Origin of the sequence: Ensifer sp. LC163, assembly GCF_001695855.1 — a bacterium.
Lineage (GTDB): Bacteria > Pseudomonadota > Alphaproteobacteria > Rhizobiales > Rhizobiaceae > Ensifer.
In genome coordinates this window covers 100225-123500 of the sequence record NZ_MBSS01000013.1, presented here as the reverse complement: position 1 = coordinate 123500, position 23276 = coordinate 100225, and the positions used below count along the sequence as shown (strand labels likewise).

At 62.0% G+C, this 23276-nt stretch carries 19 protein-coding genes and 1 tRNA gene; 10 read left to right on the top strand and 10 right to left on the bottom strand.

The annotated features are described in order from the left end of the window. From BC360_RS14535 to chvE, 5 genes are all read right to left on the bottom strand, one after another. On the bottom strand, positions 1-747 hold a 747-nt coding region (locus BC360_RS14535; protein ID WP_139110040.1), incomplete at its 3' end, for an aldehyde dehydrogenase family protein. A gap of 73 nt (positions 748-820) precedes the next feature. Continuing rightward, positions 821-1816, bottom strand: a complete 996-nt coding sequence (gene araD1 / locus BC360_RS14530) for an AraD1 family protein (protein ID WP_065795686.1) — start codon at positions 1814-1816, stop codon at positions 821-823. Positions 1817-2005: 189 nt separating this feature from the next. Then, the gene (gene mmsB / locus BC360_RS14525; protein ID WP_065795678.1) at positions 2006-3214 is read right to left on the bottom strand and encodes a multiple monosaccharide ABC transporter permease; all 1209 of its coding nucleotides are present in this window, start codon (positions 3212-3214) and stop codon (positions 2006-2008) included. Continuing rightward, a complete protein-coding gene (mmsA, locus tag BC360_RS14520; protein ID WP_065795677.1) occupies positions 3214-4749 on the bottom strand; it encodes a multiple monosaccharide ABC transporter ATP-binding protein in 1536 nt (511 codons plus the stop codon). Before mmsA ends, mmsB begins: the two co-directional genes overlap by 1 nt. 99 nt (positions 4750-4848) lie before the next feature. Next, positions 4849-5916, bottom strand: coding sequence for a multiple monosaccharide ABC transporter substrate-binding protein (gene chvE / locus BC360_RS14515; protein ID WP_065795676.1), 1068 nt, complete (start codon positions 5914-5916; stop codon positions 4849-4851). A gap of 277 nt (positions 5917-6193) precedes the next feature. Here chvE and BC360_RS14510 point away from each other — a divergent pair, with 277 nt between their 5' ends. Beyond that, entirely contained in the window at positions 6194-7177 is a 984-nt protein-coding gene (locus tag BC360_RS14510) for a LysR family transcriptional regulator (protein ID WP_065795675.1), read from the top strand. A gap of 152 nt (positions 7178-7329) precedes the next feature. Further along, positions 7330-7764, top strand: a complete 435-nt coding sequence (locus tag BC360_RS14505; protein WP_065795674.1) for a hypothetical protein — start codon at positions 7330-7332, stop codon at positions 7762-7764. A gap of 13 nt (positions 7765-7777) precedes the next feature. Here BC360_RS14505 and BC360_RS14500 read toward each other — a convergent pair whose 3' ends face one another. Continuing rightward, positions 7778-8032 (bottom strand): hypothetical protein, encoded by a 255-nt coding sequence (locus tag BC360_RS14500; protein WP_065795673.1) that lies wholly within the window; start codon positions 8030-8032, stop codon positions 7778-7780. A 352-nt stretch (positions 8033-8384) separates the two neighbouring features. Between BC360_RS14500 and iolG the strand changes: the two genes are divergently transcribed. Continuing rightward, positions 8385-9377: an inositol 2-dehydrogenase gene (iolG, locus tag BC360_RS14495; protein ID WP_065783140.1), complete on the top strand. Its 993-nt coding sequence runs from the start codon at positions 8385-8387 to the stop codon at positions 9375-9377. Positions 9378-9450: 73 nt separating this feature from the next. On the opposite strand, the gene BC360_RS14490 is transcribed toward iolG, so the two are convergent. Continuing rightward, entirely contained in the window at positions 9451-11817 is a 2367-nt protein-coding gene (locus BC360_RS14490) for an EAL domain-containing protein (RefSeq protein ID WP_065795672.1), read from the bottom strand. A 132-nt stretch (positions 11818-11949) separates the two neighbouring features. Further along, entirely contained in the window at positions 11950-13170 is a 1221-nt protein-coding gene (locus tag BC360_RS14485) for an ROK family transcriptional regulator (RefSeq protein ID WP_065795685.1), read from the bottom strand. A 575-nt stretch (positions 13171-13745) separates the two neighbouring features. Between BC360_RS14485 and xylF the strand changes: the two genes are divergently transcribed. The 6 genes from xylF (at position 13746) to BC360_RS14455 (ending at position 19482) form a co-directional block, all read left to right on the top strand. Beyond that, positions 13746-14783 (top strand): D-xylose ABC transporter substrate-binding protein, encoded by a 1038-nt coding sequence (xylF, locus tag BC360_RS14480; RefSeq protein ID WP_065783062.1) that lies wholly within the window; start codon positions 13746-13748, stop codon positions 14781-14783. 338 nt (positions 14784-15121) lie between these two features. Then, positions 15122-16450, top strand: coding sequence for a sugar ABC transporter permease (locus tag BC360_RS14475; protein WP_065783063.1), 1329 nt, complete (start codon positions 15122-15124; stop codon positions 16448-16450). Between the two features lie 15 nt (positions 16451-16465). Next, positions 16466-17251 (top strand): ATP-binding cassette domain-containing protein, encoded by a 786-nt coding sequence (locus BC360_RS14470; RefSeq protein WP_053248122.1) that lies wholly within the window; start codon positions 16466-16468, stop codon positions 17249-17251. A 319-nt stretch (positions 17252-17570) separates the two neighbouring features. Further along, positions 17571-17647 (top strand) — tRNA-Arg (locus tag BC360_RS14465). A 158-nt stretch (positions 17648-17805) separates the two neighbouring features. Continuing rightward, entirely contained in the window at positions 17806-18306 is a 501-nt protein-coding gene (locus BC360_RS14460; protein ID WP_065795671.1) for a hypothetical protein, read from the top strand. Between the two features lie 225 nt (positions 18307-18531). Then, positions 18532-19482: a hypothetical protein gene (locus BC360_RS14455; protein WP_139110039.1), complete on the top strand. Its 951-nt coding sequence runs from the start codon at positions 18532-18534 to the stop codon at positions 19480-19482. A gap of 158 nt (positions 19483-19640) precedes the next feature. On the opposite strand, the gene BC360_RS14450 is transcribed toward BC360_RS14455, so the two are convergent. Further along, a complete protein-coding gene (locus BC360_RS14450; RefSeq protein ID WP_065795669.1) occupies positions 19641-20552 on the bottom strand; it encodes an AraC family transcriptional regulator in 912 nt (303 codons plus the stop codon). Between the two features lie 97 nt (positions 20553-20649). Here BC360_RS14450 and BC360_RS14445 point away from each other — a divergent pair, with 97 nt between their 5' ends. Then, positions 20650-21393, top strand: coding sequence for an SDR family oxidoreductase (locus tag BC360_RS14445; protein WP_065795668.1), 744 nt, complete (start codon positions 20650-20652; stop codon positions 21391-21393). Positions 21394-21490: 97 nt separating this feature from the next. Here the strand turns inward: BC360_RS14445 and BC360_RS14440 are convergent, their stop codons facing one another. Next, on the bottom strand, positions 21491-23209 hold the full coding sequence (locus tag BC360_RS14440; RefSeq protein WP_244512731.1) for an adenylate/guanylate cyclase domain-containing protein: 1719 nt from the start codon (positions 23207-23209) through the stop codon (positions 21491-21493). Positions 23210-23276: the final 67 nt, after the last annotated feature.

The window sequence follows — 23276 nt, the reverse complement described above, 5'->3', positions numbered from 1 at the left end:
GCCGCCCATCTCCAGCTGGTACTTGCGATTGTGCTCGACCGAGGCCAGCGCCACGCGTTTGCCGGTGCCGGTCGAGCCGGTAAAGGTGATCGCCTGGATGTCGGGGCTGTCGAGCATCGTCTGGCCGACGATGGAGCCCTTGCCCATCACCAGGTTCAACACGCCCCTCGGCAGGCCGGCGCGCATGAGAATGTCGACGGTCGCCCATGAGCAGCCGGGCACCAGTTCGGCCGGCTTGAAGACGATGGTGTTGCCGTAAGCCAACGCCGGCGCGATCTTCCAGGCGGGAATGGCGATCGGAAAGTTCCACGGCGTGATGATGCCGACGACGCCGACCGGCTCGCGGCTGATCTCGACGCCGATGTTGGGCCGCACCGAGGGAATGACCTCGCCGGCCAGTCGCAGTGTCTCGCCGGCGAAGAAGTCGAAGATCTGGCCGGCGCGCACCGTCTCGCCGATGCCTTCGGCCAGCGTCTTGCCTTCCTCGCGCGACAACAGCCGCCCGAGTTCGTCCTTGCGCGCCAGGATCTCGTCGGCGGTCTTTCGCAGGATGGCGTGGCGTTCGAGGATGCCGGAGCGCGACCAGGCCGGAAACGCCGCCTTGGCGGCGGCGATCGCCGCCTTCGCATCCTCGGCCGAGGCGCGGGCATAGTCCCCGATCACGTCGTTGGTGTCGGACGGATTGATATTGGCAACGCCATCACCGCCAACCCACTCGCCGGCAATCAGGTTCTGGTGCAATGTCATGGGCCTCGGCCTCCTTCATCTTCTTTTCGCTGGTAGCCATTGTGCGCGGCCTGCCGCTGGCATACCAGATATATCAGAGCTGATGTACGGCGACCGGTTCGTCGGCGGCGATTGCGAGCGGGTTGCGCAAGGGAAGGCCGAACTCGGCTGCCTCGATCTCGAAGACATCTCCCGCTTCCGTGCGAATGCCGTCGCCGAAGGACAGCGTCGCCGTGCCGAACATGTGCACGTGGACGTCGCCCGGCTGGCGAAACAGGCCGTATTTGAAGTGGTGGTGTTCGAGGTTGGCAAAGCTGTGCGACATGTTGGCTTCGCCCGACAGGAACGGCTTTTCCCAAAGGACCTTGCCGCCACGCAGAATGCGCGAGGTGCCTCTGATGTCCTCAGGCGCTGCACCAACACGGATTTCCGGTCCAAAGCTCGCCTGGCGCAGCTTCGAGTGAGCTAGCCAGAGATAGTTGACCCGCTCGGTCTTGTGGTCGGAAAACTCGTTGGCAACGGCAAAGCCGATGCGGAACGGCACACCCTTGTCGGAAATGACATAGATGCCGGCCATCTCCGGCTCCTCGCCGCCGTCTTCGGCAAAGGCCGGAGAGACGAGCGCCGAACCGGGCGCCACAGCCGAGGTGCCGTTGCCCTTGTAGAACCATTCCGGCTGCACGCCGGTTTCACCTGGCTGCGGTTTGCCGCCTTCGAGCCCCATGCGGAACATCCTCATCGAGTCGGTCAGCGTCTCCTCTGCCGCCTCGGTGGTCTTCTTGTGCATGGCGTCGCGGGTTGCGGCAGAGCCCAGATGCGTCAGCCCGGTTCCGGTCAGATGCAGGTGCGCCGGATCGGGATGGGTGATCGGCGGCAGGAGACGGCCTTCGGCATAGGCCTTTTCGAGATCGACCGCCGCACCAAGACCCTTGGCCTCGATCGTGTCCCTGAGGCTGCGCCCGGCATTGGCCGCTTCCAGCGCCAGCGCATAGACGCTCATCGCGCCGTTGACCGCACGGGCCGCTTCACCCGGCGCGCGCACCGCGACCGTTGTCGATCCGTCTTCGTTCCTGATCTGAGAAATCAGCACGATCCTGTCCTTCCTTGCATCGCTCTGGCCTTGCATCGTTCGGGGCCGTTGCACTCGCCTGATCTCAGGCAAAACGCCGCCCCTCGGGTGGCTCGCGCCGCCCAATCCCGACAGCTTCGGCTGTCACCCCTGGCAGCCGAAGCCGCCTGCTCAATATTACTGGTTCGATCCGGGCTGTTCGGTCTCTTGTCAGCCCTTGTTCTTGTTGTAGACGTCGAAGAACACGGCAGCGAGCAGCACCAGACCCTTGATCAGCTGCTGGTAGTCGATGCCGATACCCATGATCGACATGCCGTTGTTCATCACGCCCATGATGAAGGCGCCGATCACCGCGCCGGTAATCTTGCCGACGCCACCGGATGCAGATGCACCGCCGATGAAACAGGCCGCAATGACATCAAGCTCGAAGCCGACACCGGCCTTCGGCGTCGCCGAATTAAGCCGCGCGGTGATGATCATGCCGGCAAGCGCTGCGAGTACGCCCATGTTGATGAAGGTGTAGAACGTCAGCCGCTCGGTGTTGATGCCCGAGAGTTTCGCCGCCTTGACGTTGCCACCCATCGCATAGATGCGGCGGCCGATCGTCGAGCGCGTGGTGATGAAGGTGTAGAGCGCAATCAGCACCGCCATGGCGATCAGCACGTTCGGCAGACCGCGATAGGTCGAAAGCTGGAAACCGATGAACAGCGCAACGACGGCGATGACAGCCATCTGGATCGCAAAGAAGATGAAGGGCTCGTTTTCCGTACCATGCTGCTCGTTGATCCGGCGATTGCGGAAACCGGCATAGATCGCATAGGCGACCAGAGCCAACACGGCGAACAGCGCAACATAGTTCTTGATCAGGCTCGTCGCCGGATCGGAAAGCGACAGGAAGTCGGGAACGAAACCGGTCGAAAGCAGCTGGAATTCCTTCGGGAACGGACCGATCGGCCGACCGCCAAGCACGACATACGTCAACCCGCGAAACACAAGCATGCCGGCCAGCGTCACGATGAACGACGGGATCTTCTGATAGGCGACCCAGTAACCCTGCGCCGCCCCCATGATGCCGCCGACGATCAGGCAGGCGGGGATGACGACGATGGCCGGCAGGCCCCATTTCACCAGCATGATCGCCGATATCGCCCCGATGAAGGCAACGATGGAGCCGACCGAAAGGTCGATGTGGCCGGCGACGATGATCAAGAGCATGCCCAGCGCCATGATGACGATGAACGAGTTCTGCAGCACCAGGTTGGTGATGTTGACCGGGCGGAACAGCACGCCATTGGTGACGAACTGGAAGAACAGCATGATGACCACGAGCGCGACCAGCAGGCCGTATTCGCGGATGTTGTTCTTGAGATAGTCCCCGATCGAGGGTTTGTTCGGTTGGGTGCTCGTATCGGCGACCATTAGTGTTTCTCCCCTGAGCGCATGATGGCACGCATGATGGATTCCTGGCTCGCCTCCGCCTTCGAAAGCTCGGCGACGATGCGGCCCTCATTCATGACGTAGATGCGGTCGCAGGTTCCAAGCAGTTCCGGCATTTCCGATGAAATCATCAGGATGCCTTTGCCCTCGGCTGCAAGCTGGTTGATGATGGTGTAGATCTCATACTTCGCGCCGATGTCGATACCGCGTGTCGGCTCGTCGAGAATGAGGACTTCCGGATTGGTGAACAGCCACTTCGACAGCACCACCTTCTGCTGGTTGCCGCCGGAAAGATTGACCGTTTCCTGATAGATCGAGTGCGAGCGGATGCGCAGCTTCGAACGATAGTCGGAGGCGACCTTGACCTCCCTGCGATCGTCGATGACGCCGTTTGACGCCACCGCCTTCAGGTTGGAGAGCGTCGTGTTCTCCTTGATGTTGTTGATCAGCACGAGACCCAACTGCTTGCGGTCCTCGGTGACATAGGCAAGGCCGGCATCGATGGCGCGCGGGATGGTGCTGACATCGACCGACTTGCCGCGCATCAGAACGTCGCCGGTGATCTTGTGGCCCCAGGACTTGCCGAAGATGCTCATCGCCGTTTCGGTTCGCCCCGCCCCCATCAGGCCGGCGATGCCGACGACTTCGCCGGCGCGCACCGTGAAATTGACGTCGTGCAGGAACTGCCGGTCGCGGTGATGCTGGTGGAAGACGTTCCAGTTCTTCACCTCCAGCAGCGTCTCGCCGATCTTGGGCTCGCGCGGCGGATAGCGGTCTTCCATGGCGCGGCCGACCATGCCCTTGATGATCCGGTCTTCGCCGACATCTTCGGTCTGACAGTCGAGCGTTTCAACGGTGCCGCCATCGCGCAGGATGGTGATCTGGTCGGCGACCTTGCGGATCTCGTTCAGCTTGTGCGAGATGATGATCGAGGTCATGCCCTGCGTGCGAAACTCCATCAAGAGCTTCAGCAGCGCATCGGAATCGTTTTCGTTGAGCGAGGCGGTCGGCTCGTCGAGGATCAGCAGCCGCACTTTCTTCGACAGCGCCTTGGCGATCTCGACCAGTTGCTGCTTGCCGACGCCGATGTCGGTGATCAGCGTCGCCGGAGGCTCGCTCAGGCCCACCTTCTTCAAAAGTTCCTGCGTGCGGGCAAAGGTTTGCGGCCAATGGATCACGCCATTGGTGGCGATCTCGTTGCCGAGGAAGATGTTTTCGGCGATCGACAACAGCGGAACCAGCGCCAGTTCCTGGTGGATGATGATGATGCCAAGATCTTCGCTGTCGGAAATCGTCGAAAAGCGGCGGGCCTCGCCGTCATAATGGATCTCACCCTCATAGGTACCAGCGGGATAGACACCGCTCAGTACCTTCATCAGCGTCGATTTTCCGGCGCCGTTTTCACCAACCAGCGCGTGGATCTCACCTTCGCGAACCTTGAAGCTGACATTGTCCAGCGCCTTGACGCCCGGAAACGTCTTGGTGATGCCACGCATTTCGAGAATGATATTGTCCATGTTCAGTCATTCCAGCGGCAGTCGGCGAGAGAGTACAGGCTCCCTCACCCGGATAAAAGGGCCCGCGAAGGATCGCGGGCCCTCGATGTGCTACCCGGATCAGTTGTTGATCTGATCTTCGGTGTAGTAACCGGAAGAGACCATCACGTCCTTGATGTTGGACTTGTCGACGGCAACCGGCTTCAGGAGGAAGGACGGAACGACCTTGACGCCGTTGTCGTAGGTCTTGGTGTCGTTCACTTCAGGCTCCTTGCCTTCCATGATCGCGTTGACCATGCCGACGGTGACCTTGGCGAGTTCGCGCGTGTCCTTGAAGATCGACGAATACTGTTCGCCGGCAAGGATCGACTTGACCGAAGGCAGTTCGGCGTCCTGGCCGGTGACGGCAGGCATCGCCATGTCGCCGGAGCCGTAGCCGACACCCTTCAGCGCCGAGATGATACCGATGGACAGGCCATCATAGGGCGACAGAACGCCATCGACCTTGGCGTCGGTGTAGTTGGAGGACAGCAGGTTTTCCATGCGGGCCTGCGCGACGGCACCGTCCCAGCGCAGCGTGCCGACCTGGTCCATGCCCTTCTGGCCGGACTTGACGACGATCTTGTTGCTGTCGATCAGCGGCTGCAGGACCGACATCGCGCCATCGTAGAAGAAGAAGGCGTTGTTATCATCCGGCGAACCACCGAAGAGTTCGATGTTCTTTGCCTCGGTCGCGCCGTCGAGCTTCAGGCCCTGTACCAGCGAGGTTGCCTGCTGCACGCCGACCTGGAAGTTGTCGAAGGTGGCGTAGTAGTCGACATTGCCGCTATCGCGGATCAGGCGGTCATAGGCGATGACCTTGACGCCGGCGTCGTGGGCTTTCTGCAGGATGTCGGACAGCGTCGTGCCGTCGATGGCGCCGATGACGAGAACCTTGGCACCCTTGGTCACCATGTTTTCGATCTGGGCGAGCTGGTTTGGAATATCATCGTCGGCAAACTGCAGGTCCGGCGTGTAACCGGCTTCCTTGAATAGCTTCTCCATGGTCTCGCCATCGGAGATCCAACGGGTCGAGGTCTTCGTCGGCATGGAAATGCCGACCGTGCCTTTGTCCTGTGCGAAGGCCGGCGCAGCAAACGACGCGACAGAGATCGCGGCCGCTGCGAGAAGCGAAGTAATCAATTTCATCAGGTCTCTCCCAAAAGTGTTGAAGCCGGCAGGCCCGCAGCCTCCCCGTGCTATGCGCAGCGATCCACCGACCCGGAGATCGCGTCTCCGGCGGTGGATCCAGGTGAAGGAAAGTCCTCCCCGCCCGCATGCTCCCACATGCACTGGCACATGGGGAAAAACTGGAATCAAAAGCCATAACTGTCAAATACAATATCGCTTTGCCACCATACCATTATTGATATAATAGCAGGCAACAGTGTGATTTTTGAAACATTCTGAAAACCGGATTTCTGCGATGATGAAGGATGGAAAGCCCGGCACGACAGGGGTTGCCGGCGAACAATTCGACACCGGGCTCTTTCGTTCAGGCCTGAAGATCAATCACCTCAGGCTGATCCTTGCGATCGATGATCATCGTCGTATCAGCGCTGCTGCCGAGACGCTCGGGATCTCCCAGCCCGCCGCATCGCGCATGCTGGCCGAGATCGAGACGATCCTGAAGGCGCCGATCTGCGAGCGAGTCGCGCGCGGCGTGGAGCTGACGCGCTACGGCCAGGCGCTGGCGCGGCGCGCGCGCACGATCTTTCTGGAACTGCGGGAAGCATCGCGCGAGATCAGCGAATTGAAGACCGGCAGCGGCGGCTCGGTGTCGATCGGCTCTGTGACCGGGCCGGCGCTCAATCTCGCCGTTCCGGCGATCCGCCAGGTCATTACCGCCTATCCCGGCATCGAGATCAACATCCAGATTGAAAACAGCAATGTGCTGACGCGCGAGCTGCTCGCCGCCCGCCATGACTTCGTCGTCGGCCGCATTCCGGACGATCTCAGCCCGCGGCTCTTCAACATGGTCGAGATCGGCTACGAGGAGGTCTGCCTGATCGTGCGCGACGGCCATCCCCTGCTCGATAAGCCCATCGCCGGCGCCGAAGATCTCCCCGCCTACGACTGGGTGTTCCAGCCGCCGGGAACGCTGCTTCGGCGCGCGGTCGAAGACAGCTTCATGTCCGCCGGCGTGCGCCTGCCGGCGACTGTGATCAACACCTCGTCGATCATCCTGACGCTGTCGATCGTACGCAACACCAACGCAATTGCGCCGGTGGCGCTCGATGTCGCCAACCTGATCGCCGACAACGGCACGCCGGCCGGCGAAATCCGTATCCTGAAGACCGAGGTCCCGATCCGCATCAAACCCTACGGATTGATCACCGCCGAGGGGCGCGCGCTGCCGCCGAGCGCCAAGCTGCTCTACGATCTCATTCTCAAGCAGGGGCGAGCATGATCAATCAGGCCCCCTGATCAGCCCGGCATGATCAGGCGAACTGATCAGCCCGGCATGATCAGGCGAACTGATCAGCCCGGCATGATCAACGTTGGTTGATCAGCCTGGGATAATCTCCATCCGGCATTTTGTGCCGGGATAGCGGAGGCTCCATGTTTGGAATGTCGGTGTTTCAGTCCGTGCTCGAGCGGCTGAAGACGGAAGAAGCTGAAGAAGAGACCGCGGCGACGGAGATTTCCGCGGCGTCACGCGCGTCTTCGTTCGCGTTCGTCGCCGGCGGCGCCGATCGCGCGTCGGCTGCACGCAGCGCCGTCGAGCGCGCCTATTTCGATGCGTCTTTCGTCGAGCCTCCGCCGGTAGAGCCGATGCCGGAGTTTCTCAATCGCATCAGCCTTGCCGAAGTCGCAGAAGAACTCGCCCTTGGCGAAAGGGAGACGCTCGCGACGCTCGCTGCCAAGCGACGAAGCTTCGCCGCCACCAATCATCCGGACCGCCTGCCGCAGGACTACCGCACCAATGCGACGGTACGGATGAAACTCGCCAACATGCTCATCGACGAAGCGTCGCGCCAGTTGCAGGCAGCCTAGGTCAGGACCTAGCTCACGCGTCGTTGTCAGGTTTGGGCGCTTCGTCTTTTGACGCCGCACTCTCGCCGCCTGCGGCCTTGTCGGTCGACTTGTAGAAAAGCAGCAGCGAAGAGCCGACATAGGCGGCGATCGCCAGAGCGATGATGCTGAAGAACGGCTGGTCGTGATAGAATTCGAGCACCGCCCAGCCGGCACAGACGAAGAAGATCAGGAGCCGGCGCCACAGGGGACGGTAAAAGGCGTGGTCCGGGTCGATGAGTTTGATCATCTTGTCCTCTGGCTGTCTTGCACTCGTGATCGGCAAAGGATTTCTTGTAGGGGAAATCCACCTGCCGCCGCAAGCCCGCGACCGCGCCGCACACTTGACGAGCGCTGCAAAAATAGAATAAAAATTCCGAAAATGATTTCATCGGCCATTTCATTCCGAACAAACGGCGCTCGGCGCCGCGCGGTCGAGAAGGTCGAGCGAGGGAGAGGAAAGCGCGCGGCGTCCGCGACACATGGCCGACAACCATCTTCCAACCGATTCGCGGAATTGCCCTTCCGCGGCGCCTTTGCGCGATGAGCGCCGATCATCGCGCACCTTCCCGGTCGAGGGCCGGATTTCGAGAGAGACAGAGATGACAGTGAGATTTGGTCTTCTGGGCGCCGGACGTATCGGCAAGGTTCATGCAAAGGCCGTCAGCGGCAATCCCGATGCCGTGCTCGTCGCCGTGGCCGATGCCTTTCCGGCCGCCGCCGATGCCATCGCCAAGGCCTATGGCTGCGAGGTCCGCAGCATCGAGGCGATCGAAAATTCGGCCGATATCGACGCGGTCGTCGTCTGCACGCCGACCGACACCCATGCCGACCTGATTGAGCGTTTCGCCCGCGCCGGCAAGGCGATCTTCTGCGAGAAACCCATCGATCTCGATGTCGATCGCGTCAGGGCCTGCATGAAGGTGGTGGCCGAGACCAAGGGCAAGCTGATGGTCGGCTTCAACCGCCGCTTCGATCCGCATTTCATGGCCGTTCGCAAGGCCATCGACGCCGGCAAGATCGGCGACGTCGAAATGGTGACGATCACCTCGCGCGATCCTGGCGCGCCGCCGGTCGATTACATCAAGCGTTCGGGCGGCATCTTCCGTGACATGACGATCCATGACTTCGACATGGCGCGCTTCCTGCTCGGCGAAGAGCCGGTATCGGTCACCGCGACCGCCGCCGTTCTGGTCGACAAGGCAATCGGTGAAGCCGGCGACTACGACAGCGTTTCCGTCATCCTCCAGACCGCGTCCGGCAAGCAGGCGATCATCTCCAATTCGCGCCGCGCCACCTATGGCTACGACCAGCGCATCGAGGTGCACGGCTCCAAGGGTGTCGTCTCGGCCGAAAACCAGCGCCCGGTGTCGATCGAGATCGCCAATGGCGAAGGCTATACCCGCCCGCCGCTGCACGATTTCTTCATGACCCGCTATACCGAAGCCTATGCCAACGAGATCGAAAGCTTCATCGCCGCGATCGAAAAGGGCGCGGAAATCACCCCGTCGGGCAAGGATGGCCTGGCAGCACTGGCGCTGGCCGACGCGGCCGTCAAGTCGGTCGTGGAAAAGCGTCAGGTCAGCGTCGGCTGACACGCAAGGCGGAGTCCGAAAGAGACGGCCGGGCGCACCGCGCTCGGCCGTCTGCATTTCCAGAACTATCGCTTCAGCCGTCGGCGCGCAGCGGCGCATTCGCCCATTCGCTCGCCTGCTCTTCCTGCCCCGTGCTCGGCGCGACGCCCGGCCTGCCGGTGAGGAACCCCTGGACCTGCAAGCAGCCCTCGTCGACCAGGATCTGCTTCTGTCGCTCCGTTTCCACGCCCTCGGTCACGACAGGCAGGTTGAGGCTGTTGCCGAGCGCGATGATCGCCCGCACGATCGCGTGCGCTGAAGGGTCCTTGTCGAGCACGGCGGTGAAGCTGCAATCGATCTTCAGCTTGTCGAACGGGAAGGTCTGCAGGTTGCTGAGCGAGGAATGCCCGGTGCCGAAATCATCCATGACGATGCGGACCCCATGAATTCGCAGCCGTCCGAGGGTGGCGAGAACGTCTTCGCGATTGTGCAGGAGCGCCGCCTCGGTGATCTCCAGCTCCAGCCTGCGCGGCTCGAGACCCGTGCGTCGCAGGGTGTTGAAGATCTGGTCGAACAGATTGGGAAGCAGGAACTGCACCGGCGAGATATTGACCGAAACCGGCAAGGGCTCGTTCCATTTCGCCGCCTCCCTGCAGGCCTGCTCCAGCACCCACTCGCCGATCTGGATGATCGAACCGCTTTGCTCGGCGATCGGGATGAAGACATCGGGACTGATCAGGCCGCGTTCCGGATGCATCCAGCGCAAGAGCGCCTCGTAGCCCAGAATCCGGTCGCCGCGCAGATCGACGAGCGGTTGATACTCAAGGAAGAGCTGCCGGCGCAGCACGGCGTGACGCAGGTCGTTTTCGATCTGTCGGCGCGTGCGCACCGCCTCGTCCATCTCCGTATCGAAGAAGCAGGCAATCCCCTTGCCCGATTGCTTGGCGCGGTAGAGGGCCGTGTCGGCATTGTTGCGCAGCCGGTCGGCGGTGTCGCCATCGGTCGGGTAGATTGCAGCACCGATGCTGACGCCGACCGCCGTCGGATCGCGGTTCGTATCCATCTCCGCGGCAAAATACGTCAGGATGCGATCCGATAAGTGACGCGCCGCCTCCGGCTGTATGCCTCCCACCTGAAGAATGGCAAATTCGTCACCACCCAGCCGGGCGACGGTATCCCCCTCGCCGGTCGCCTTGCGCAGGATGTCGGCAACCTTCATGAGGATGCGATCGCCCTCGCCATGACCAAAGATATCGTTGACCGCCTTGAAGCGATCGAGATCAAGACAAAGGATCGCAAGCTGCTCATTCTTCGCCGCCGCAGCCGCCATGGCCTGGGCGAGGCGACGGTCGAAAAAACCGCGATTGGGAAGATCGGTCAGCGCATCGTGATGCGCCAGATGCTCGATGGTGCGTTCGGCCTCCTTGCGCGCGCTGAGGTCGCGCACGAAGATCACTTCGCATTCGCGCCCGCGGTATTCGATGGTCCGGCACATGAACTCGACGGGTACGGACTGGCCGACCGTATTGACCAGATCGATCTCCGCCGGGCCGTCGCCTCGACGCTGGCGCGCCAATCCCTCCGTGCCGAAGGCAAAAATCTCCGCCGGATCTCTGCCGACGAGTTCGGAGACCTTCCACCCCGCCAGGCGCGCAAAACGCTCGTTGGCGTCGATGATGCAGCCCTCGTGCACGATGGCCATGCCTTCCAGTGACGCATTGGCAAGTCCACGCAGATCGGTCAGATGGCGGTCGACGAACAAGGCGCCGAAAGCCAGGATGATCAACATGGTCGAGGCAGCAATAACCCCGCCGGCAAGCCAGGCGGGATGGATGACATCGGCCGTCGGAATATCCGGCGCCGGCACCAGCGTGACACCACTCATTGCCGTGAAGTGCAGGACGCAGATGGCAACGACGAGCAGCAGGGTCGAGACGACGAGCCGGCGGGTATTGCGCAGCACATGAAACGCATGAAGCGCAGCGATCGACAGCAAGGTGCCGACGACGATGGCGAAAACCGTGAACCTTGCGTCGTGGACAACGTGTCTCGGCATCTCGAGCGCCTGCATGCCGGTAAAATGCATAGCGGCAATGCCGATGCCCAGTATGACACCGCTTGATGCCAGTGCGTAATGCGAGCGCGCACCAAGCCCGACCGTGAAAGCAACCCACGCCGCCGAGATCGCGAGTACGATCGACAGCGTCGTTCCCCAGGCGCCGTAGGAAACCGTCATCCCGCCATCATAGGCAAGCATGGCAATGAAATGGGTCGACCAGACGCCGATACCGCAGGCAAAACCACTGGCCGCGGTCCAGAGGCCGCGCTGGTTGCCTTCGCTTCGCTGCGCACGCAACAGCAACAGCATGGTCGCGACGCAACCGGCCAGGCAAACCACGGCGGCCACCAGAACCAGGCGCCAATCGTGGTCATCGCGTATGCATGCAATCACTGAAAACATGACCGTCTCCCGCGTCAACGATACCTTGACAAGGAGTCGCTAAATAACTGTAAATTGTATTACTATGATTGCTCGCCTTCGGCACAACCCCAAAAATGGTTGAAAGCTCGCACAATCGAGGCAATGGCCCTTTCAGGCCTGCCCGGCGGCCGCGATATCGCCGTCGATCACGCCCAAGGCACGCTCCAGATGTCCGTCGAAAACGAGCCGCTGCTCGTCGAGCACGACCGATATTTCCGGCGCTCCCTGAAGCCGGAGCTGGAGCGACTGGGACACGCCCTCCTCCAACCCGCCGCGCAGCAGATCGAAGTAGCGTGTGCCGGGACCGGTGACATGGATCGGCATGCGCTCGTAAAGACTGAGCATGCGCGAGATACCGTTGCCGAGCGCGAGGCCGGCCTGGCGAAAGGCGTAGCCGGCCATTCGATGGCCCTGGCGCGCACTCGCTGCAATCTTGTCCATCTCGGCGATCGGCACGAACTTGGCCGGGATCGTGTCGGGCGGCACTTCGAAGGCTGCCCGCAGGATGCCGTAGAACCCGGCCGCCGCCTCGATGCAGCCATAGGCGCCGCATCGGCACAGTCCCGCCGACGGCGCATGCAGCATGTGCCCGAAATTCGGCGCCGTCACGTCGATCTCGCCGAACCTGCCCTTGCGGGCAACCCCGAGGCCAATGCTGTGGCCGAGCGAGATGGCGGCGAGCGACCGGAAGCCGCCCTCCGGCGCGCGCTCCGCTTCGGCCGCCAGCGCCTGCGCCACCAGCAGCGTCTCGTTGTTGAGCATCACCTTCGCCCGCCAGCCCGGCGCAAGCAGCGCGGCAAAGTCGAGTTGCTCGCTGCCGAAGACGGGAGACCAGAGCAGCCGTGCCGCGCCGGTATCCGCGTCGACCAGCCCTTTGCTGCTGATGGAGACGGCAAGCACCCGATCGCGCGTCAGGCGCGAGCGTTGCAGCAAGCGCTCCAGCGCATCGACAAATGTTTGCGCGAAGGCGGCAGTGCCGCGCTGGTCGTGATTGCGGCTCTCCTCGAAGCGGTCGAGCAGCGTGCCGCCATAGTCTGTCAGCGAATATTGCACGACATCCGACGAGATGCGCGCGACGATGACATAGCCGCAGTCGCGGCGCGGCGTGAACAGCACGCGCGGGCGACCCCGCCCGCCCTGCACATGCTGCTCCGCCTTGGCGATCACGCCTGCCCGCTCGAGCTCGGCGGTGATCGCCGAAACCGTCGCCGACGCCAGCCCGGTGGCGGCAGAAATTTCGGTATGGGAGAGATTTCGGGCGCGCCTCAGCGCGGCAAGAACCAGAGTGCTGTTCTGCTGACGCACGAGCTCAGTGCTGGACTTGGTCAGCATCATACGTCCTTGCCGGTGGCGGATCCTTCGAACACATGCCCTCCCAAAGCATCTGTTGAACGGCGAGGCAAGGCGCGGACGGCCTTGTCGACAGCCTTGCCAATCTCTGCCACTGATTTTCTCGACTGTCGAGAAATAATCCACAGGCCATTTCGGGCGCCGTGGAACGGCGATGCCCCTGCTCGGCGTCGGCCGGGAAGGTGGTGACCAGGGGTGAACGGCACGGCAGCCGGTCAAGATCCGTTGACGCAGCAGGCAAAGCATCCGGCGCCCGACACAGGTTTGGTGACCGTGACCGTTGAAATGACATAACAATCCCCCACCCAACCGTGACAAGGATCGCCGACGCTCTCGTGAAACCCGATTGAAAACACGGGAAAAGGATGTGTCGCGGTGTCGAACGCTGCCGATTTGGCCGTGTTGACAGCCCCCGGATTCTCTGACATTCATTTTCTCGACTGTCGAGAAAATAAAACCGGACGATGTTACGGTGGCATTTCGACAGCGTTGCAAGGCTGGTCGAGGATGGTGCGGGAGGTTCGCACGCTCAGCCGGCCGCCACTCGGGAGGATGAAATGAAATCCGTTTTGAAGCTGATGGCAGGGGCTGCCATCATCGCGTCGATGCATTCCGCCGCCATCGCTAAGGACCTGGTGGTCGGCGTTTCCTGGTCCAACTTCCAGGAAGAGCGTTGGAAAACCGACGAAGCCGCCATCAAGGCAGCACTTGAGGCATCCGGCGACAAATACATTTCCGCAGACGCCCAGTCTTCCGCTGCCAAGCAGCTGACCGACATCGAGGCACTGATCGCCCAGGGCGCCAACGCTCTGATCGTGCTTGCCCAGGACAGCGACGCCATCGCCCCGGCCATCGAAAAGGCCGCCGCCGAAGGTATTCCTGTCGTCGGCTACGACCGCCTGATCGAAAATCCGGCCGCCTTCTACATCACCTTCGACAACAAGGAAGTGGGCCGCATGCAGGCTCGCGAAGTGTTCAAGGTCAAGCCGGAAGGCAACTATGTCTTCATCAAGGGCTCGTCTGCCGACCCGAACGCCGACTTCCTCTTCTCCGGACAGATGGAAGTGCTGAAGGAAGCCGTCGACGCCGGCAAGATCAAGAATGTCGGGGAAGCCTACACCGACGGCTGGAAGCCGGAAAATGCCCAGAAGAACATGGAGCAGTTCCTGACCGCCAACGACAACAAGGTCGACGCGGTCGTCGCCTCCAACGACGGCACCGCCGGTGGCGCGGTCGCAGCCCTCGACGCCCAGGGGCTGGCCGGTTCTGTTCCGGTTTCCGGCCAGGACGCCGACAAGGCAGCCCTCAACCGCGTAGCACTCGGCACCCAGACCGTTTCGGTCTGGAAGGACTCGCGTGAACTCGGCAAGCGTGCGGCCGAAATCGCCGCCGAACTTGCCGGCGGCAAGAAGATGGAAGAAATCGCCGGCGTGATGGCCTTCAATGGCGGCCCCAAGGGCGTCGCCATGCAGTCGGTCTTCCTCGCACCGCTTCCGATCACCAAGGACAACCTGAACGTCGTCATCGACGCCGGCTGGATCTCCAAGGACGAAGCTTGCCAGGGCGTCAACGGCGACGTCGCTGCGTGCAAGTAAGCCGCCCGGACAGGGTTGAGCTCTAACCTTCGACAAGCGCCGCAACGCATCCGTTGCGGCGCTTGCGCAAGGTGTGACGGGGGCGGACAATGCCTGCTGCATAATCCCTTAAATCGGAACCGATTTAAGGAGAAGGTCACGCAGCAGGCTTGAAGTTTTACAGCGTCCTTAGCGCGTCAAATTTGACACGCGGCGCTGTAAGCCTTCGGCACGCATTGGCACGAACGAGAGAAGCGCTCGACTGCTGTCTTCATCATCAGACTTGTCGCGTCCCATTCCGGCGGTTTCGCGCCGGCGGACGCGGTGACATCAACAGAAAGTGGGGGGAAGGCACGTCCATGGCCGACATCACACAGGGCAACCAGACACAGAGCACCCAGGCCAACCGAGCCCGCAACGCGGACGAGAACCCGGTGAAGCGCTTTTTCCGCGCCACCGAGATCGACACCCGCTTGCTCGGCATGGTCGGCGCGCTGGCCATCATCTGGCTCGGCTTCGAGATCATGACCGGCGGCCTGTTCCTGACGCCGCGCAACCTTTGGAACCTGACGGTTCAGACTTCTTCCGTCGCCGTGATGGCGACCGGCATGGTGCTGATCATCGTCACCCGCAACATCGACCTGTCGGTCGGCTCCGTGCTTGGCTTCTGCGGCATGATCATGGGGGTCATGCAGGTCAAGGTCCTGCCGCAATATCTCGGGCTCGAGCATCCCGCCATCTGGATCATCACGCTTGCCTGCGGCATTGCCGTCGGCGCAGCGATCGGCGCACTCCAGGGCTCGATCATCGCCTTCCTCAACGTGCCGGCCTTCATCGTCACACTCGGCGGCCTGCTCGTCTGGCGGGGCGCCACATGGTTCGTCACCAGCGGACAGACCGTGGCACCGATGAACGCCACCTTCCGCCTGATGGGCGGCGGCACCGAGGGGTCGATCGGAGCGACGGCCAGCTGGATCGTCGGCATCATCGCCTGTATCGCCATCGTCGGGGCCATCCTCAACTCGCGCAAGCAGCGCAAGCGTTTCGGCTTTCCGCTGCGGCCGGTCTGGGCCGAGTATTTCCTCGGTATCCTTGGCTGCATCCTGGTGATGGGCGCGATCTCGATCGCCAACCGCTATTACTGGCCGGTCAACATCGCCCGCAAATACGCCGACGCCAACGGCATCGCCTGGCCGGACGGCGGCCTGTTGATTTCGCACGGCATCGCCATTCCCGTGCTGGTCGCCATCGCCGTCGGCATCGTCATGACCTTCATCGCCACCCGCCTACGCTTCGGCCGCTACGTCTTTGCGCTTGGCGGCAACCCGGAGGCCGCTGAACTCGCCGGCATCAAGACCCGCTGGGTCACCGTCAAGATCTTCATGCTGATGGGCGTACTCTGCGCCATCGCTGCGGCGATCTCGACGGCCCGCCTCAATGCCGCGACCAATGCGCAGGGCGAGCTCGACGAGCTCTACACGATCGCGGCCGCGGTCATCGGCGGCACGTCGCTTGCCGGCGGTGTCGGCACGATCGCCGGCGCGATGATCGGTGCACTCGTCATGCAATCGCTGCAGTCGGGCATGGTGCTGCTGGGGATAGACTCGCCGTTCCAGCGCATCGTCGTCGGCGTGGTTCTGGTCGTGGCCGTATGGCTCGACACCATCTACCGCGCCCGTGCCAAGTAAGAAGGAGTCCGACCAATGAAAGACCAACGCACTCCGCTCGTGGAAATGAAGAACATTTCCATCTCCTTCGGCGGCATCCATGCGGTCGACAACGCCTCCGTCGACCTCTATCCCGGCGAGGTGGTGGCGCTTCTCGGCCATAACGGCGCCGGCAAGTCGACGCTGATCAAGATCCTGTCGGGCGCCTACAAACGCGACGCCGGCGAGATTCTGATCAATGGCGAAGCCGCCGACATCAGCAATCCGCGCGACGCCAAGAAATACGGCATCGAGACGATCTACCAGACGCTGGCCGTCGCCGATAACGTCGATGCCGCCGCCAACCTCTATCTCGGCCGCGAGCTGCGCACCCCCTGGGGCACGCTCGACGATGTGGCGATGGAGGCCAAGGCCCGCGAAGTGATGGGGCGCCTCAACCCCAACTTCCAGCGTTTCAAGGAACCGGTGAAGGCGCTTTCGGGCGGTCAGCGGCAATCGGTGGCAATCGCCCGCGCCATCCTGTTCGACGCCCGCATCCTGATCATGGACGAACCGACGGCAGCCCTCGGGCCCCAGGAAACCGCCCAGGTCGGCGAGTTGATCAAGCAGCTGAAGCGCGAAGGCATCGGCATCTTCCTGATCAGCCACGACATCCACGACGTCTTCGACCTCGCCGACCGTGTCTCGGTGATGAAGAACGGCCAGGTCGTCGGCCAGGCCCGCACCGAGGACGTGACCAAGGATGAAGTGCTCGGCATGATCATCATGGGCAAGGTCCCGCCCAAGGCGATCCCCGGCCCCGGCGCCATGCAGACCGCATAATCAACGACAAAGCATGGCCCGGCAATCGCCGGGCCATGCGTTTCAGGGCCTTGGCGCAAGGCCTCGCCTTGGCAGACGCGAATTCCAAGCGATCGCCGTGCCCGCCCCCCATGCGCGGCACGCATGGCAAGCCTCAAGTCCTCCCGCCCGAGGCCTCCTCAGACATATTTCAGGGGCCCAGCCGCCGGCTGGCGTGACTATCAATTTGCAGCCCTTCGCAAATTCCCCTGCAAACTCCGTCATTTCACCATTGAAGCGACGCGCAAGCTAAGCTATGAACCGCTCACAGCCCGCTTCGGCGGCCTCGCTGCAAACGGATGCACCCGTAGCTCAGCTGGATAGAGTGTTGGATTCCGATTCCAAAGGTCACAGGTTCGAATCCTGTCGGGTGCGCCATTTTCCTCCTTGAAATCATTGATTTATCAGCCTTCCCTTGTCCTCGCATGTGATGGAAGTAGCTGGCGCAGGCGTTTCGGAACCCTTAAATTTCGTGGACCTTGCGGATAGTTTTTTTTGGACTCACCAAAACATTGGCATTGTTTAGGAAAAGGAACATGGCCGGCGACATCATCTCCCGCACCGATAGGATAAACGAAATGACGCGGCTCCTGATGCACCGCCTCTTTGTTCGGGTGTTGCGCTCTGATCCTTCCTATCTGTTCGCGGCGCGGCACATGATCAGCGAACAACTTAGACATAGCCATGCGCGTTCTCTGACGCTTTGGCGGGATTTTCTAACCCTCCCCAATGAGCAAATCTGGCGGATCCTGGTGAGCTATCACGACAACGCCGTCTGGCTTAGGCAGACTTCGCCGCTGGGAACCATTATTCCAAAGAGTGTGCTCGGGTTCGACTATGCTGAGCCTGCGATTAGAAGAAAGGTCTGGCAAAAATCGGCGCAGTTTGTGGACTTCCTCCTGAGGAGGCGAGACCGTTCTCCCGGTCGCACCTCTACTGGAGCGATGTTCACGGATTTCACAGACACCCACAACGATAGCTATAACGTCATGCAATTGGACACTTCTCCAGCCGAACCGATCACTGTGCTGTTGTAACACTGTGAGCATCGTTTGAGCCGGCAGGTAAATTCTCCACATCGCGGTAGAGGTCGTGCAAAGGCAAACGTCGAATTGCCATTACTCCAGCCAGCACTCACAGACATCGACCTAATATCGGCGACTCTGCGAAAGCCATGAAAGCTGTCGCGCAGTTCATTAACTTTACCCTTTTGCTGAACCTTAAATAGCGAACCTATATCTCCGAGAAAAAAGGAGATGGTGTTGCTCAATCGTATCAAGAGCACCTTGTCTGGTGCGGGAAAACTCTGTGAATTCGGCCTGATCAGCGGTGCTATCGGCTTGGCGAGTGATCTTGGAGCACCGATTGGAAACTTTCGTTATTGGACGTTGTTGATTGGCGTGTTGCTGCTGATCGCTACGTTGCCGCTCATCCGTCGGATTGGGTGGGATAGCGACCTGGCGAAGTCTACCGCAGTTTTTGGAATCATGCTCACGGCTATGGGGACGTGGTCCATCACCCAGGGCGGAGACAACGGCGCAGCCGCCGAGAGGAGCCAGCTAATCGCAGAGTTTCAGTCAAAGCTTCTTGGCCTCGAGAAAAACGTTGAGGCTATCGCCAAGAATACGGCTGAAACGGCAGATAACACGTTAGCAACGGCGGAGAATACAGATCGAACAGCAGAGAACACGAAAGCCCTTGCCGAGAATCTCTTCGACGCGAGCGCACTGGAGAATGCTATCGAGTATCGCGATTTTCGGAAGATGACACGGGCATGTGCCAGTGGAGAAAGAAAAGACGGTTTTGACGCTATTTCGCCCGGCCGCTACGACAAAGTCAAAGAGGATGCCATTTATCAACATCTGCGAACGGCTGGCTGCATCGATACTGCAATCATCTGCACTACAGAGACGGATAAGATTCTGTTGGCTGCACAGGATCGGGGCTACGATCCACGGTGGCTGTACCCAATTAGCGATGCCCTGCCCAATCGGGTCGAGGAGTTATGTGGGCGTAAAGTCAAAGCTGCTTACATCTACACGAAATCTGAGCACGAGCGAAAGATAGCTGAGGAAGTAGCTGCGGAAGCCGCGGCACGCGAGCAGGCTGAGGCACAACTACAACAAAAAGTGAATGAGTGCGAAAAAGAGATTGGGGACCCAAATTGGTGCCGCTTGGCGGTTGAGGCGAAGATCTACAAGCCTGGGTCCTGACTGGCCCCGTCTGCCGCGTCGGTCGATGTTTGACTTCAGCTGGCAGAAATCACGGCCGAGCAGGCGCGGGACGAACTCTACGAGATCATCGTGGCGATGGTCGACAGGACCTATCGCTTGTCCATCGACCCCTGAGGGGCAGCGCAACACGCCTGCCCCTAACCCTCCACCACCGCCACTGCCCGCGCGTACCGCCCCGGCGCCTGGCCCACGTGCCGGCTGAAGGCGGTGCTGAAGGTGCTGGCCGAGCCGTAACCGACCCGTTCGGCGACATCGGCGATCTCGACGTTGTGGCTGCGCAGCAGGTCCTTTGCCATCGCCATGCGCCAGGCGAGCAGGTATTCCATCGGCGGCAGGCCGACGTTGCGCGTGAACCTTTCGAACAAAGCGGAGCGGGAAAGCCCGGCCGCTTTCGCCAGCTCGGCCACTGTCCAGGACCGCGCCGGGTTGCCGTGCATCGCCCTTATCGCTTCCGCCAGCCGCGGATCGGCGAGCCCGCGCAGCAAGCCCGGCGGGGCGTCCGGCCGCTGGGTCAGCCGCAGCGCCTCAATGAGCAGCACTTCGACGAAGCGCTGAAGCACCAGATCGCGGCCGGGGCGCTGCTCAGTCGCCTCTTCTGTCAACAGCCGAACCAGGATCAAAAGCCGTTCGGCGCCGCGCACATGCACCTGCGCTGGCAGCAGCGACACCAGCAATCCGGCATCCTCCGTTTCAAAGACGAAGTAGCCACCGAGCAGCCGCACACTCGCCGGGCCATCGGGATCGCCGTGGCGAACTTCGTCGCCCGGTACCGGCGGTGCCTTGGGATCGATGAATGTCGGGGTGACGGGCTCGAAGCCCGACATTGTGAAGCCGGGCGTTGTCGGCAAGAGGACGAAGTCCCCCGCTTCCAGTGCCAGCGGGGCCTGACCGTCGACTGCCAGACGGCAGGCCCCTTCGAGAACGGTGCAGAAGCCGGGATGGCCGAAGTCGGAATAGCGCACGCCCCAGCGGCCGGCACCGCTGATGCTTTTCGTAAACACGGCACGTGGTCGCAGCAGCGTGATGATTTCAGAGAGCGGATCGATCATTTCCGGACTACCACAAATCAAATGCGGACTTTCAATTATATATCGTCCGGATTTCATTCGGTAGCATGGCGTCATTGAAACCAACAAGGAAATCGTCATGAAAACCGTATTGATCACCGGCTGCTCCTCGGGCTACGGCCTCGAAACGGCCCGGCTTTTTCACGCCAAGGGCTGGAACGTGGTGGCGACCATGCGCACGCCGCGCGAGGATATTCTGCCCCGATCGGAGCGCATGCGCGTCGTGCAACTGGATGTGACCGATCCCGAAAGCATTTCGGCGGCCCTGGAGGCAAGCGGTCCGATCGATGCGCTCGTCAACAATGCCGGCATCGGCGTGGTCGGCGCCTTCGAGGCAACGCCGATGTCGCACGTGCGCAAGATCTTCGAGACCAACACGTTCGGCGTCATGGCGATGACGCAGGCGGTGATCCCGCAGTTGCGCGGCAGGCGGTCGGGCGTCGTGGTCAACGTCACCTCCAGCGTGACGCTCGCCGCCATGCCGCTGGCGGCCGCCTATACCGCGAGCAAGACGGCGATCGAGGGGTTCACAGGGTCGCTCGCCCACGAGCTTCGCGCCTTCGGCGTGCGCGCCAAACTGGTCGAGCCCGGCTACGCTCCGAGCACGCGGTTTTCGCAGAACACCGGCGTGCGCATCGAAGACCTGATCCCGGAGACCTATGCTGCGTTCGCGCAGCCGATCTTCGCCGCTTTCGCCAACCCGGCTCTGATCACCAGGGAGACGGACGTTGCGGAAACAATCTGGCACGCTGCCAACGATCTGTCGGAACAGCTGCATTTCCCGGCCGGAGCCGATGCCGTGGCTTTGGCGCGCGCTAGCTGAAAGCCGCTGGCGCCGACCAGCGCGGCGCGCGGTGGCACGGCGCCAAGGTTTTCGACGGATGCGAAACGGCAAAAGCCCCGTTTCCCGACGGCAACTGTCAGACGAGCGGCAAGCCTGCGGCATGCACGCTGTCGATGAGCGCTTCGGTGATCGCCCGATCCTTAAAGAACTCCTGGGTGCGGATGTAGCCGGCCGAAAGCTTCGGATCGAGAGCCTGGATCTGCGCCACCAGTTGCCGGGCCCGATCGGTATCGCCGCGCGCCATCCGCGCGGCGATCCGATAGATCAGCGTGCGCCGGGTCTGATAAGGCAGCGCCCGCGCCACGGCAAAAAGCTCGTCGTGCCGGCCGAGCACATAAAGCGAGGCGACGCGCTCCTCCACGATCCAAACCGGCAGGAACGGATCCAGCATCTCGGCCCGGTCGAGCAGCTCGAGCGCCCGTTCCGCCTCGTTCGCATAGGTGTAGAAGGCCGCACAACGGCCGGCGATATAGGCATCGTTGGGCGCAAGCTCCATCGCCCGCTCATGGTGATGCCGTGACGCCCCGAAGTCCCCCTCCATGCACTTGATCGCACCCATGATGCGATGGGAGTCCGGGTCGGTTGGATCGAGGTCGAGTGCGTGCGCGACCTGCCGCTCACCGGCCGAAAGGTCGAAATCCGGCAGGTTGCTCCAGGCGCACACATGCATGGCGACCGGCCGCCCGAAGGTCGGGTCCGCATCCATGGAGCGCTCGAACCAGCGCATGGCTTCACCGATGTGCCGATCGGCGACGCCGATCAGGCGATGGTGGTCGAGGCCAAGCAGGTAATATTCGTAGGCCGACATGTTTTCCGGCCGCTTCAGCCGCGCGGCGACCAGTTCCGCCTGCTCTATCCGCCCCGCCACCGTCGCGGCGATGCGGGCGGTTACCTCGTCGATGACGGCAAGCAACTCCTCGAACGGCCGCTCGATCCGGTCGGACCAGACGACATGCCCGTGGGCGGTCTCGCACAGCGACACGTTGAGGCGCACGAGGCCGCCCAGCTTGCGCACGGAGCCCGAAACGACATAACGCACACCAAGCGCCCTGCCCACCTCGACTGGATCGCGGATGGAAAGCACCACGGAGGCAGACCGCGAACTGACGAACAGGCCCTTCAGCCGGCCGAGTTCCAATGTGAGGTCATCGGTCAACCCTTCGGTCAGGAACGACTGGTCCTCCTGTCCGGCCGCGAAGGCAACGAAGGGCGTGACGATCACCGAGTTCGGACGCATTGAGGCCGGCGGCGCCTCGCGCGTTGGCGCCGAGAGAAACCGATGCCTGTCGATCGTCGTCCCGACCCGGTAGACACGCATCGGTTCGGTGACACCCTTGAACCGACGCTCGCCGATCTCTTCGAAGGCGCAGGGCGAGACCCTGCGGACCTGCTCATACAGTGCCTCGGACACCTCGATCTCGCCGGCGGCAGCGCTCGATTGCAGCCGGGCGGCAAGATTGACACCATTTCCCCGGAGGTCGTCGCCGACGGCAAGCACATCGGCGAGATGCAGCCCGAAGCGCATGTCGTTCGGCGTGGCATCGGGGATAGCCGCCAGCGAGCTGCGCGCCTCCATGGCCGCGCGAAGAGCGTTGACCGGGCTCGTGAACTCCGCAAGCACCGCATCGCCGGCGGTGTTAAAAACCCGGCCATCGTGGCGCGCGACCGTGTCGCCCACCGCCCTCAGGCACGCGGAGACGCATTCCACAGCCTCTTCCTCATGGGCTTCCATCGCCGCAGTCGACCCGACGAAATCCGCCACCATGATCGCAACCAGCTTGCGCTGCATCTCCATCGCCTTCGCCGACCAACTCGATTGTCAGCACGGGAGGATAGCATAATGCAGCGGACCAGACAGCAAT

Excerpts from the sequence above, each read along its gene's own strand:
- xylF (WP_065783062.1), top strand. The coding sequence starts at position 13,746 with ATGAAATCCGTTTTGAAGCTGATGGCAGGGGCTGCCATCATCGCGTCG.
- chvE (WP_065795676.1), bottom strand. The coding sequence starts at position 5,916 with ATGAAATTGATTACTTCGCTTCTCGCAGCGGCCGCGATCTCTGTCGCG.
- iolG (WP_065783140.1), top strand. The coding sequence starts at position 8,385 with ATGACAGTGAGATTTGGTCTTCTGGGCGCCGGACGTATCGGCAAGGTT.
- mmsA (WP_065795677.1), bottom strand. The coding sequence starts at position 4,749 with ATGGACAATATCATTCTCGAAATGCGTGGCATCACCAAGACGTTTCCG.
- BC360_RS14505 (WP_065795674.1), top strand. The coding sequence starts at position 7,330 with ATGTTTGGAATGTCGGTGTTTCAGTCCGTGCTCGAGCGGCTGAAGACG.
- BC360_RS14440 (WP_244512731.1), bottom strand. The coding sequence starts at position 23,209 with ATGGAGATGCAGCGCAAGCTGGTTGCGATCATGGTGGCGGATTTCGTC.
- BC360_RS14500 (WP_065795673.1), bottom strand. The coding sequence starts at position 8,032 with ATGATCAAACTCATCGACCCGGACCACGCCTTTTACCGTCCCCTGTGG.
- BC360_RS14485 (WP_065795685.1), bottom strand. The coding sequence starts at position 13,170 with ATGCTGACCAAGTCCAGCACTGAGCTCGTGCGTCAGCAGAACAGCACT.
- BC360_RS14490 (WP_065795672.1), bottom strand. The coding sequence starts at position 11,817 with ATGTTTTCAGTGATTGCATGCATACGCGATGACCACGATTGGCGCCTG.
- BC360_RS14445 (WP_065795668.1), top strand. The coding sequence starts at position 20,650 with ATGAAAACCGTATTGATCACCGGCTGCTCCTCGGGCTACGGCCTCGAA.
- mmsB (WP_065795678.1), bottom strand. The coding sequence starts at position 3,214 with ATGGTCGCCGATACGAGCACCCAACCGAACAAACCCTCGATCGGGGAC.
- BC360_RS14450 (WP_065795669.1), bottom strand. The coding sequence starts at position 20,552 with ATGATCGATCCGCTCTCTGAAATCATCACGCTGCTGCGACCACGTGCC.
- BC360_RS14470 (WP_053248122.1), top strand. The coding sequence starts at position 16,466 with ATGAAAGACCAACGCACTCCGCTCGTGGAAATGAAGAACATTTCCATC.
- BC360_RS14460 (WP_065795671.1), top strand. The coding sequence starts at position 17,806 with ATGGCCGGCGACATCATCTCCCGCACCGATAGGATAAACGAAATGACG.
- BC360_RS14475 (WP_065783063.1), top strand. The coding sequence starts at position 15,122 with ATGGCCGACATCACACAGGGCAACCAGACACAGAGCACCCAGGCCAAC.
- BC360_RS14510 (WP_065795675.1), top strand. The coding sequence starts at position 6,194 with ATGATGAAGGATGGAAAGCCCGGCACGACAGGGGTTGCCGGCGAACAA.